This window comes from Microlunatus capsulatus (genome assembly GCF_017876495.1).
GTDB classification, from domain to species: Bacteria; Actinomycetota; Actinomycetes; order Propionibacteriales; family Propionibacteriaceae; genus Microlunatus; species Microlunatus capsulatus.
The window spans coordinates 3,351,391-3,363,739 of sequence record NZ_JAGIOB010000001.1; the positions used below are offsets into that span (position 1 = coordinate 3,351,391).

Consider the following 12,349-nt stretch of genomic DNA (forward strand, 5'->3'; position numbering starts at 1 on the left):
ACGCCTCAGGAACGAACAAAAAAGGGCGAAGAACCGGCGTTGTCCAGGCCTTCCGGAGTTCACCGGATCGGCTTTGCCAGGACCATCCGACCGCTTACCGTTCTGCCCACCGGGGGGTGATCGGAGACGTTCGGGGGCGTTTCTGAGGACGTATTCCTCTACCTCGGAGAAACTCCATGAAGCGCGTGGTCGCGTGGCTGGCCTCAGCCCTCCTGCTCATCGGCACCCTGTTCGGCGCGGCTCTGCCCGCCGCCGCGGCGCCCCCCACCGAGACCTGGCGCGCGGCCGCCGGCGGTGACGCGGCCGCGGTCGACCTGGCCGTCGCCGGGCTCACCCTGGCGAACGCCCGGCTGGCCACCAGCCAGGCCGGCACGGGCAGCCAGCTGTCGCCGCGCTCGTCGGCCCAGTCGGCCAACCTCGGTGCCGCCGTCGCCGGGCTGCCGCTCGCCATCGTGGGCAGCGGGCAGACCGCGCCGCCCGACCACACCGACCCCACCACCGCCACCCTGCTGGGGGCCGACGCCGTCGGCATCGGGGTGCAGACGCTGACCACCAGCAACCTCGCCCGCTGGTCGGGCGACGCCACGTGCCTGCCGACGCCGGTGCTGGCGGACTCGCGCACCAGCACGGCCGGTCTGTCGGTCAACCCGCTCGGCCTGGCGGACCTGCTGACGACGGGGGTCGTCGCGACCGAGGGCCGCACGACGCTCGCGTCCACCGGCGGGAACGGCCTCAACAAGGCCGTCCAGAGCACGGCCGTCGGCCGCCTCGCGGGGGCGAGCGTGCTCGGCGGCGCCGTCCAGGTCGCCGTCGACGGCGACTCCACCCTCACCGCCCGGGCCAGCGGGACCACCGGGGGCGCCGACGTCACCTACACCCCGGGCACGGTCCGCGTCACCGTCGCCAACGTCACCAGCGTGCTCGCCGCCGGCGCCACCCGGACGATCGACCTCGGTCTCGTCGGCCGGGTCGTCATCACCGCGAACACCCCGACCCGCACGACCAACGGCGCCGGGACCTCGGCCGAGGCCTCCGTGTCGGTCGTGACCCTGCAGATCCGCGCCGGCCTGGCCGTCGCCCCGCTCGCCACGGCCACGGTCGGCCTGGTGCCGCTGCGCGCGAGCGCCGTCGCCCCGGCCGGTGGCATCGACTGCCCCGCGCCCAAGCCGGCCACGCCCGTCGTGACCGCGCCCGCCGATGGCTCCCTCGCCGACGACGCCACCCCGACCTTCCGGGGCACCGGCACCGCGGGCGCCACCGTCGACCTGACCGTCGACGGCACGACGACCCCCGCCGCGACCACCGTCGACGCGGACGGCCGCTGGGCCGTGACCCCCACGACGGTGCTCACCAACGCCAGCCACTCCGTCTCGGTCACCCAGACCCTGCTGGGCGCCACCTCCGACCGGTCGAACGTGAACACCTTCCGCGTCGACACCGTCGCGCCCGGGGCCCCGGTCCTCGTCGACCCGGCCGAGGGCCTGCTGACGACCGACGACACCCCGACCTTCACCGGCACGGCCGAGGCCGGCTCCAGCGTCGAGGTGCTCCTCGACGGCCAGCCGATCGGGCGGACCGACGCGTCCGGGAGCGGGGCGGTCAGCTTCACCCCGACCACCCCGCTGGACGACGGCACCTACACCGCCACGCTGCGGGCCACCGACGCGGCGGGCAACACCTCCGTCCGCTCGAACGCGCACACCTTCACCATCGACAGCACGGCACCGGCCGTGCCGGTCGTGACCACCCCGGCCGACGGCTCCACGGGGACCGACACCACGCCCACCTACCGCGGCACCGCCCCGGCGAACGTCGAGGTCCAGGTGTTCGTGGACGGCGCACCCCTCGGCACCACGCGGTCCGACGGCTCGGGCGCCTGGACGCTGGCCTCCACCGCGGCGCTGGACGAGGGCGAGCACACCGTCGCGGCGCTGACGCGGGACGCGGCGGGCAACGCCTCCGCCCGTTCGGCCACCAACACCTTCGTCGTCGACCTCACCGCGCCGGAGGCGCCCGTCATCGACGAGCCGGCCGACGGCTCGAGCACCGACGACACCACCCCGGAGCTGTCCGGGACCGGGGAGCCGGGCGCCACGGTCACGCTGCGGGTCGACGGCGACCTCGTCGGCACCGCTGAGGTGGACGAGGACGGCGGCTGGTCGCTGCAGCTCACCGACGCCCTCGCCCCGGGCACCCGCACGGTGACCGCCGTGCAGGCCGACGCCGCCGGCAACCGGTCGGGGTCCGCCTCGAGCACGTTCAGCGTCGACACCACCGCCCCCGCCGCGCCGGTCATCACCGGCCCCGCCGACGGCGCCACCTTCACCGGCCCGGCCGTCACGGTCACCGGCACCGGCGAGCCCTTCGCCCGGGTCACCGTCACCGAGACCGGCGGGGGCGCGTCCTACGGACCCGTCACCGTCAGCAGCAGCGGCTCCTGGTCGGTCGTCCTCGACGACCTGGTCGACGGCTTCTACAGCGTGCGCGCGCGCCAGGTCGACGCGGCCGGCAACACCTCGCCGGCCTCGGACGAGCGGACCTTCGTCGTCGACTCCGAGGCCCCCGACGCGCCGGTCATCACCGTGCCGCTCGACGGCACGGTGACCACCGACCGGACCCCGACCATCAGCGGCACCGGCGAGCCCGGCGCCACGCTGACCCTCACCGACCAGCGCGGGACGGAGTACCCGGTGGTCGAGGTGACCGAGTTCGGCACCTGGTCGCTGGTGCCCGCCGCCGACCTGGCCGACGGCACCTACGCCGTCACGGCGACGCAGACCGACGGCACGCAGGCCTCCGCGAGCTCGTCGACGGTCTCCTTCACCGTCGACGGCACGGCGCCCTCGGCCCCGGTCGTCGTGGCGCCGGAGAACGGCTCGGCCACCGCCGACACCACGCCGACCGTCTCGGGCACCGGTGAGGCCGGCGCCGCGGTGGTCGTCACCCTCGGGGGGACCGCCCTGCCCGCCACCACCGTCGCCGGCGACGGCACCTGGTCGGTCACCTCGACCGCGGCGCTGCCGCCCGGCCCGGTGACGGCCAGCGCCGTCCAGACCGACCCGGCGGGCAACTCCTCGCCGCCCGGGACCAGCACCTTCGTCGTCGACGTCGCCGCCCCGGCGCCGCCGGTGATCCAGGCGCCGGCCGAGGGCAGCAGCACGACCGACGCCACCCCGACCGTGCGCGGCACCGGCGAGGCCGGCGCCACCGTGACCGTCACCGTCGACGGGATCGCCGCGGGCGAGGCCCTGGTGCTCGAGGACCAGACCTGGAGCCTGGAGACGCTCCGGGTGCTGGACACCGGCGGGCACACCGTCCGGGCCGTCCAGACCGACGCCGCCGGCAACCCCTCCGGCGCGGACAGCACCCGCTTCCGCGTCGACCTCGAGGCCCCGGACCGGCCCGTCGTCACCGCACCCGTCCAGGGCGCGGTGCTGGCCACGGCCACCCCGGTGCTCCGCGGGACCGGCGAGCCCGGAGCCGTCGTGACCGCGACGGTCGACGGCTCCCCGGTCGGCACCGCCACCGTCGACGAGGACGGCCGCTGGTCGGTCCAGGTCACGGACGCGCTCAGCGCCACGAGCCACGTCGCGAGCGCCGTCCAGCGCGACCCGGCCGGCAACGTCTCGCAGCCGGCCGCCGGGGTCGACTTCTCCGTCGACGTCGTGGCCCCCGGCCTCCCGACCGTCGTGCAGCCGGGCGCCGGCACCACCACCCGGGACACCACCCCGACCGTGAGCGGTGCGGCCGAGGCGGGCAGCACCGTCCGCGTCTACGTGGACGGCGACCTCGTGGCCACCACGACGGCCGGCCCCACCGGCTACTCCGTCCCGACGTCGGAGCTGGCCGACGGCTCGCACACCGTCGTCGTGACGGCGACCGACGCCGCCGGGAACGTCTCGCCCGAGAGCGCCCCGGTGACCTTCGCCGTCGACGCCACGGCCCCGTCGGTGCCGGTCGTCGAGACCCCCGCCGCCGGCGCCACCACGACGGCGACCCCGCCGATCAGCGGCCGGGCCGACCCGGGGAGCACGGTGACGGTCACCCTCGACGAGGACGCGCTCGCACCCGTCGTCGCCGACCGCGACGGCGTCTGGACCCTCACCCCGCCCGCCCCGCTGGGGGAGGGCGAGCACACCGTGACCGCCACCGCCGCGGACGCCGCCGGCAACGTGTCGGCGCCGAGCCCCGTCGTGGGCTTCGTCGTCGACCTGACCGCACCGGCGGTCCCGGTCGTGGCCGCACCGGCCGACGGGTCCGCGACGAACGACACCACCCCGACCGTCACGGGCACCGCCGAGGCGGGCGCCACGGTCGAGGTCACCGTCGACGGCCGCGTGGTCGGCAGCACGGAGGCCGGCGCCGGGGGTGGCTGGACGCTCACCCTGGCGGACCCGCTGGCCGCCGGTCGGCACACCGTCGCGGCCCGGGCCCTGGACGCCGTCGGGAACGCCTCGGCGCTCTCGGCGGTGAACACCTTCACCGTCGACCTCACCGCTCCCGGGGCGCCGGTCGTCACGGCCCCGGTCGCGGGCAGCACCGTGGACGACGCCACCCCGACCGTCGCCGGCACCGGTGAGGCGGGCAGCACCGTCACGGTGACGGTGGACGGCGAGCTCGTCGGGACCGCCCCGGTCGACGGTGGTGGGGGCTGGACCCTCCCGCTGACCGACGCGCTGGACGACGGCCCCCACACCGTGCTGGCCGTCCAGACCGACACCGCGGGCAACTCCTCCCCGGCCACGACGGTGTCCTTCACCGTCGACACCGAGGACCCGGCGGCACCCGTCATCACCGCCCCCAGCGGTGAGCCGGTGCTGATCGGACCCGACGTCGTGGTCACCGGCACGGGGGAGAGCGGGTCCACCGTGGTCGTCACGACCGGCGCGGGCACCGCGTACGGCCCCGTGCCCGTCACCGCCGGCGCCTGGACCGTCACGCTGCCGGGGCTGGCCGACGGCGCCTACGTCGTCACCGCGATCCAGACCGACGCCGGCGGCAACGCCTCGCCGGCCTCGGACCCGGCCCGCTTCACCGTCGACGGCACCGCCCCGGCGGCCCCCGTGGTCACCACCCCCCCGGCGGGCTCGGTGACCGCTGACACCACGCCGGTCGTCGCGGGCACCGGCGAAGCGAGCTCCACCGTCACCGTCCGGGTCGACGGCGTGGCCGTCGGCACGGCGGTCGTGGCCGACGGCGGCGCGTGGTCGCTGACGCTGACCGACGCGCTGCTGGACGGTCCCCACGTGGTGACCGCCAGCCAGCGCGACGCCGGCGGCAGCACCTCGGCGCAGTCCTCGCCCGTGTCCTTCACGGTCGACACGGGGCAGCCGGCCGCGCCGGTGATCACCGCCCCGGCCGACGGCTCCTCGGTGGGCACCGCGACCCCGACCGTCACCGGGACCGGTGAGGCGGGCGCGACCGTGCGGGTCAGCGTCGACGACCAGCTCGTCGGCACCGCCCTGGTCGACGGGAACGGGCGCTGGGTCCTGGCGCTCACCGACCCGCTGGACGAGGGTCCCCACGAGGTCTTCGCCACCCAGGCCGACGCCGCGGGCAACGTCTCGCCCGGGGTCACCTCCACCTTCACGGTGGACCTGCAGGCACCCGCCGCGCCGGTCATCACCACCCCGCCGAACGGCTCCACGACGAGGGACACCACCCCCCGTCTGGCCGGGACGGCCGAGCCGGGCGCCGAGGTGCGCGTCCGTCTCGACACCACCGACCTGGACGCCGTCACCGCCGACGACCAGGGCCGCTGGGAGCTGCAGGTCGAGGACGCGCTCGACGACGGCGTCCGGACGGTGCGCGCCACCCAGGTCGACCGGGCCGGCAATGTCTCGTCGGCGGCCACCAGCACGTTCACGGTGGACGCCTCGGCACCCGCCGCGCCCGTGGTGCTGGACCCGGCCGACGGCTCGGTGACCGCCGACGCCACACCGGCGTTCAGCGGCACCGCCGAGCCCGGCGCCCGCGTCGAGGTCCGCGTCGACGGCACCCCCGTCGGCACGACCACGGCCACCCAGGGCGGCACCTGGACCCTCCAGCCGGGCGACGACGTCGACCCGCTGGACCAGGGTGAGCACGAGGTGCTCGCCGTGGCCACCGACGGCGCCGGCAACCCGTCCGTCCCGTCGGCGGTGAACACCTTCACGGTGGACACGGCGGCGCCGGACGCCCCGGTGATCACGGCCCCGGCGGACGGCTCCACCACCCGGGACCGCACCCCGCTGGTCACCGGCACCGGCGAGGCCGGGGCGGTCGTCACCGTCACGGTGGACGGCACCCGCGTCGGCACGGCCGCGGTGGACGAGGACGGCCGCTGGTCGCTCCAGCTCACCGAGCCGCTGGACGACGGCGCCCGGGTCATCGCCGCCGGGCAGGCCGACGAGGCCGGCAACACCTCGGACGCGGCCTCGGTGACGGTCACCGTCGACGGCACGGCCGACGCGGCCCCCGTCATCACGGTGCCGGCGGAGGACGCCCTCCTCACCGACGGCGACGTGACGGTGTCCGGCACCGGCGTGGACGGCTCGCGGGTCACGGTCACCGTCGGGGGCCGCACCTACGGCCCGGTCACGGTCTCCGGGGGCGTCTGGTCGCTCGTGGTGCCCGACCTGGCCGACGGCCCGTACACGGCCACCGCCGTGCAGGTCGACCCGGCGGGCAACCGCTCCGCTCCGTCGACGGCCGTGCCCTTCGTGGTGGACACCGCGGCGGCCCCGCCGGTCATCACGGCACCGGCCGACGGCAGCCGCACGGGCGACACCACCCCGACGGTGAGCGGCCGCGGCGAGCTCGGGGCCACCGTCACCGTGCTGGTCGACGACGTGGTCGTCGGCACGGCCGAGGTCGACGGCGACGGGCGCTGGTCGCTGGAGCTGACGACGCCGCTGGCCGAGGGCCCGCACACCGCGGAGGCCAGCCAGGTCGACGCGGCGGGCAACACCTCGGCGGTGGCCTCGAGCACCTTCGCGGTCGACCTGACCGCCCCGGCGGCGCCGGTGGTCACCGAGCCGGCGGACGGCTCGAGCACCACCGACACCACCCCGGTCCTGCGGGGCACCGCGGAGCCGGGCGCATCGGTCGAGGTGGGGGTCGACGGCGAGGTCGTCGGCACCGTGACCGCCACCCGGGCGGGCACCTGGTCGCTGACCCTCGACGAGCCGCTGGCCCCTGGGGAGCACACGGTCGGCGCGACGGCGGTCGACGGCGCCGGCAACCGGTCCGAGCCCGCGGAGGAGCACACCTTCACCGTCGTCGCGACCGCGGCCACGCCCGTGATCACCTCGCCGGTGCCGGGCACGCCCGTCACCTCGCCGGTGCAGGTCTGCGGCACCGGTGAGCCGGGCGCCGAGATCGCGCTCCGGGACGCCGACGGCACGGTCCTCGGCCGCGCGACGGTCGGGACCGACGGCCGCTGGTGCGTCACCGTCACGCTGCCCCCGGGCGCGCAGACGGTGGAGGCGGTCCAGACCGGACCGGACGGCGACACCGCCGTCTCGGCCGAGGTCGTCATCACGGTGGGCACCGGGTCCGGCGACGGCGGGAACGGTAACGGCGGGAACGGCGGCACCGGTAACGGGAACGGCGGTACCGGGAACGGCGGGGTCGGGAACGGCAACGGCGGCAGCGGCAACGGCGGCGTCGGGAACGGCGGCGTCGGGAACGGGAGCGCCGGGAACGGCGGCACCGGGTCCGGGCCGCTCGCCTCGACCGGTGGTCCCGGGACGCTGATCCCGCTGGCCGGGCTGCTGCTGGTGCTGGGCGGCGGGGCGCTGCTCCTGGTCCGGCGCCGGCGCCAGGGCTAGACCCGCACAGCAGACGAGGCACCTCCCCTCAGGGGAGGTGCCTCGTCTGCGTCCGGGACGGCGCCTGCTGTCGGCGCCGAGCCGGGGGCTCAGCTGGCGAGCGGGACGCTCTCGTCGTCGCTGAGGTACTGGCGCAGCGAGCGCAGCACGCGCACCAGCCAGCGGGAGATCTGCATCTGGCTGACGCCGAACTCCTCGGCGATCTCGCGCTGGCTCAGCTCGGAGTAGAACCGCAGGTAGACCAGGCGCTGGTCGCGCTCGCTCAGCTGCTGGTAGGCCGGCTGCAGGGTCAGCGAGGTCTCGACGTGCTCGTAGCGGGTCTCCACCTCCGAGAGGCTCTCGCCCAGCGACTCCGCCCGCTGCCCCACCGGGACGTCGAGCGAGGCGGCCTGGAAGCAGCCGTCGACCTGGCGGGCGGCGCGGATGTCCGCCTCGCTCAGCTCGAGGTGCTCGGCCAGCTCGGGGATGGTGGGCCAGCGCAGCAGCTCGTGGGTGAGGTCCTCGCGGGCCCGCGCCACCACGGCGGCGTGCTCCTGGATGCAGCGGGGCGGCTTGACCGACCAGGCGCGGTCGCGGAAGTGCCGCCGGATGACGCCCATCATCGTCGGCAGCGCGAAGCCCAGGAAGGAGCCCAGCGCCGGGTCGTAGCGGACGCTGGCCTCGACCAGGCCGACGCGGGCCACCTGGACGAGGTCCTGGTGGTCCTGCCCGCGGCCGGCGTAGTGCCGGGCCACGCCGTCGGCGGCGTCGAGGTGCAGCAGCACGAGACGGCGCCGGATGACCCGGGCGCCGGCCTCGTCGGCCTCGAGCAGCTGCGCGGTGAGGGCCGCCGAGCGCTCGCGCCGCAGCTGCGGGTTGCGCTCGGTGGGCTCGTGGACGTCGTCGAGGTCGTCGACGACGGGGGGCGCGACCCGGAGGAGGTGCGCGGGGTCCTGCTGGATCGGAGAACGGGAGGTGGAGAGAGAACTCGACATGTGACCGCCTACATCCGTGGAGGAATGTCGGCAGACTGCTCAACCGCTGAGACCGACCATAGCGTGTTCTGGGGAATGCGCCACCGGGGGGTCGGCGGGGGCCGCCGGAGTTTGCCGCCCCCTGCCCTGGGTACCTGGAGGGGCACAGCACAGGAGGACGCCCGGGCCAGCCCTGTGCCCAGGTCGGGCGGTTGAGAACACAGCCGCCCGGCTGACCCCGCAGCTGCGCCGGTCCGGGGGACCGTCGCGGCCGCACTCCCGGACCCCGGTGTTTACGTCGTAAAGCGCTGGGTATGTGATGGCAGATGGCGCGGCGTTCTCGCTGCGCCGCAGAACTAGTCGATAGGAGATCGCGTGACTTCGTCGCCGTATGTCCCCTCCGAGGGGCAGAACCAGTTCGACGAGCCGGTGACCACGTGGGAGCCCGCGGGCACCACCGAGGCGGGCACCGACATCTACGCCCCCAGCACCGGCCAGTCGAGCACCGCCAGCAGCACCAAGGACACCGCGAAGGACGAGGCCGCCGGCCTCAAGGACACCGCGGTCGACCGCGGCCAGCAGGTCGCCGGCGTGGCCAAGGAGCAGGCGGGTGCCGTCAAGGACACCGCCGTCGCCTCCGGCCAGCACGTCGCCGAGACCGCCAAGGAGCAGGTCGCCGCCGTCACCTCGGAGGCGTCGGGCCAGTTCCGCGACCTCCTGCACCAGAGCCGCACCGAGCTGACCAGCCAGGCCGGCGCGCAGCAGCAGCGCCTCGGCTCGCTCGTGCACTCCTTCGCCGAGGAGCTCGGCTCCATGGCGTCCTCGTCGGACAAGTCCGGCCCCCTCACCGACCTCGCCAAGCAGGGCTCGCGCCGCGTGGGCGAGATCGCGCACCGCATCGAGAACAGCGAGCCGTCCGACCTGCTCGCCGACGTCCGCGACTTCGCGCGCCGTCGTCCGGGTGTCTTCCTCGGCGCCTCGCTGCTCGCCGGTGTCGTCGTCGGCCGCCTGACCCGCAGCCTCGCCGCCGAGGCGAAGGACGCCAAGGAGGCCCAGCAGGCCCCCGCCGTCGGCTCCGGCTACGGCGACACCGGCTACAGCACGACCACCCCGGGCCAGGGCTACAGCACCACCACCCCGGCCGCCGGCTACGACGCGGGCAGCTACACCGCGGGCGGCCTGGAGACCGGCAGCTACACCACGGGCACGGCGGGCGCCGCCGGCACCACCGGCTACGAGGCCGGCAGCACCGGCTACGAGCCGGCGCGGGCCTACGACGACACGGTCAGCTACGACGACACCGTCACCTACGTCGAGCCGGGGCAGGGTGGCACGGCCCGATGACCACGCCCTACACCTCCGGGTCGTCGTCCATCGAGCCCCACGCGACGACCACCAGCACCACCGGCGGGGACGACGTCTCCCTCGGTGAGCGGCTGAGCAACGTCACCCGCGACATCAGCACGCTGATGCGTCAGGAGGTGGCCCTGGCCAAGGCCGAGGTCTCCGAGTCCGCCTCGCGCGCCGGCAAGGGGGTCGGCATGCTCGCCGGCGCCGCCGTCGCGGGCTTTTTCGTCCTGATGTTCCTGTCGATCTCGCTGTGGCGGGCGCTCGGGAACGAGACCGGCTACGGCTGGTCCGCCCTGATCGTGGCCGTCATCTGGGCGATCATCGCGGCGATCCTCGCCGTCGTCGGCAAGAAGGCCCTCGACGAGGTCCGCGGCGTGCCGCAGACCGCCGACTCGCTGGGCAAGATCCCGAACGCACTCAAAGGCCAAGAGGAGAAGAACCTGTGAGCAGCCAGACCCCGGAAGAGATCCGCGCCGACATCGAGCGGACGCGCGCGAACCTGAGCAACGACGTCGACCTGCTGGCCGAGGACGCCAACCCGAAGAACATCGCCCGCAAGAAGGTGGACGAGGTCAAGGGGAACGTCAAGGAGAAGGGCGTCGGCCTCAAGGACCGGATCATGGGCACCGCTGACGACGTCCGCGGGACCGTGGCCGACAAGGTGCACGGCGCGACCGACGCCGTCTCCGACAAGGTGCACGGCGCCTCGGACAGCGCCTCGGGCTCGGCTCACGGTGCGGTCGACTCCGCCCGCGGCGCGCTCTCCTCGGCCGGCGACTCGGTCAGCGGCGCTCCCGCGACCGCGCGTCGCAAGACCCAGGGCAACCCGCTGGCCGCCGGTCTCGTCGCCTTCGGCGCCGGCCTGCTGATCAGCTCGCTGATCCCGGCCAGCACCAAGGAGCGCGAGCTCGCCGGCACGGTGAAGGACAAGGCCGAGCCGCTCAAGGCCGGCCTCACCGACGCCGCCAAGGACGTCGCCGCCAACCTGAAGGAGCCGGCCCAGGAGGCCGCCCAGCAGCTGAAGGAGACCGCCACCGACGCGGTCGGCGCCGTCAAGGACGAGGGGCAGTACGCCGTCGAGGAGGTCAAGGACCAGGCGCAGCAGGCCAAGACCACGGTCCAGGACGAGGGCACCTCGGCCGCCTCGGACGTGCAGGGCCAGGCCCAGCAGGCCAAGGGCAACGTCCAGGACGCGGCGAAGTCCTGAGCACCACCCCGGTGAGCACCCCGCAGCCGACGCCCGCGGCGGCGCCCCTGGCCCTCGTGGCCGGGGCGTCCCGCGGGCTCGGCCTGCTCATCGCCCGTGAGCTGGGCCGGCGCGGCCACCGGCTGGTGGTCTGCGCCCGCTCGGCCGAGGAGCTCGACACCGCCCGGGCCCAGCTCGAGGCGGAGGGGATCAGCGTCCGGACCGCGGTCTGCGACGTCTCCGACGCCGCGGCCGTGGACGCGCTGGTCGCCGACGTGGAGGCCACCGACGGACCGGTCGAGGTCGCCCTCGCCGTGGCCGGGGTCATCCAGGTCGGCCCGCTGGCCTCTCTGACCCGCGCCCACTTCGCCGAGGCTATCGACATCATGCTGTGGGGCCCGATCAACGTCGCCCTCGCCGTCGCCGGCCCCATGCGCGCCCGCGGGCACGGCCGGATCGGCGTCATCACCTCGGTCGGCGGCCTGGTCCCCGTGCCGCACCTGCTGCCCTACAGCACCGCCAAGTTCGGCGCCGTCGGCTTCTCGGCCGGTCTGCGCAACGAGTTGGCCGGGACGGGCGTCAAGGTCACCACCGTGGCCCCCGGGCTGATGCGCACCGGCTCCCACCTGCGCGCCACCTTCACGGGCCGCCAGGGCGCCGAGTACGCCTGGTTCGCCCCGTCGGCCACGCTGCCGCTCATCGCCATGGACCCGGAGCGGGCCGCCGAGCGCATCGTCGACGGCGTGCTGGCGGGCCGGGCCTACGTGCTGCTCAGCGCCCTCACCAAGATCGCGTCGCGGGTGAACGGGCTGGCCCCGACCACCACGTCGGCTTTCCTGGGGCTCGCGGCCCGGCTGCTGCCCAGCGGCCCGCCGCCCAGCGGCACCGACACCGTCCAGGGCTACCAGGTCGAGGAGCGGCTGGGGCCGCTGCCGACGGCGCTGGTCCGCGCGGTCACCACGCTCGGCCGCCGGGCGGCCGCCCGGTGGAACCAGCACCCGCCCGCCTGAGTTTCGCTCCCGCGCCCCGCGGGAACCCGGACGGGCGGA

General features: G+C 75.6%; 6 protein-coding genes. 5 read left to right on the forward strand and 1 reads right to left on the reverse strand.

The window, feature by feature from the left end:
• The first annotated feature begins 176 nt into the window (after positions 1–176).
• Positions 177–7,811: an Ig-like domain-containing protein gene (locus tag JOF54_RS15520; RefSeq protein ID WP_210057457.1), complete on the forward strand. Its 7,635-nt coding sequence runs from the start codon at positions 177–179 to the stop codon at positions 7,809–7,811.
• An 89-nt stretch (positions 7,812–7,900) separates the two neighbouring features.
• On the opposite strand, the gene JOF54_RS15525 is transcribed toward JOF54_RS15520, so the two are convergent.
• Positions 7,901–8,785 carry a sigma-70 family RNA polymerase sigma factor gene (locus JOF54_RS15525; RefSeq protein WP_210057459.1) on the reverse strand — a complete coding sequence of 295 codons (885 nt, stop codon included), beginning with the start codon at positions 8,783–8,785 and terminating at the stop codon, positions 7,901–7,903.
• 354 nt (positions 8,786–9,139) lie between these two features.
• Here JOF54_RS15525 and JOF54_RS15530 point away from each other — a divergent pair, with 354 nt between their 5' ends.
• From JOF54_RS15530 to JOF54_RS15545, 4 genes are read left to right on the forward strand one after another with little or no spacing between them, the layout of a single operon-like run.
• On the forward strand, positions 9,140–10,108 hold the full coding sequence (locus JOF54_RS15530) for a hypothetical protein (protein ID WP_210057462.1): 969 nt from the start codon (positions 9,140–9,142) through the stop codon (positions 10,106–10,108).
• Positions 10,105–10,560 (forward strand): phage holin family protein, encoded by a 456-nt coding sequence (locus JOF54_RS15535; RefSeq protein WP_210057464.1) that lies wholly within the window; start codon positions 10,105–10,107, stop codon positions 10,558–10,560. Before JOF54_RS15530 ends, JOF54_RS15535 begins: the two co-directional genes overlap by 4 nt.
• Positions 10,557–11,321 (forward strand): DUF3618 domain-containing protein, encoded by a 765-nt coding sequence (locus JOF54_RS15540; protein ID WP_307804236.1) that lies wholly within the window; start codon positions 10,557–10,559, stop codon positions 11,319–11,321. The genes JOF54_RS15535 and JOF54_RS15540 overlap by 4 nt, the downstream gene beginning before the upstream one ends.
• A gap of 11 nt (positions 11,322–11,332) precedes the next feature.
• Positions 11,333–12,310 (forward strand): SDR family NAD(P)-dependent oxidoreductase, encoded by a 978-nt coding sequence (locus JOF54_RS15545; RefSeq protein WP_210057466.1) that lies wholly within the window; start codon positions 11,333–11,335, stop codon positions 12,308–12,310.
• The last annotated feature ends 39 nt before the right edge of the window (positions 12,311–12,349 follow it).

Bases quoted from the DNA above. Each gene is read 5' to 3' on its own strand.
- JOF54_RS15520 (WP_210057457.1), top strand. From the start codon at position 177: ATGAAGCGCGTGGTCGCGTGGCTGGCCTCAGCCCTCCTGCTCATCGGC.
- JOF54_RS15525 (WP_210057459.1), bottom strand. From the start codon at position 8,785: ATGTCGAGTTCTCTCTCCACCTCCCGTTCTCCGATCCAGCAGGACCCC.
- JOF54_RS15535 (WP_210057464.1), top strand. From the start codon at position 10,105: ATGACCACGCCCTACACCTCCGGGTCGTCGTCCATCGAGCCCCACGCG.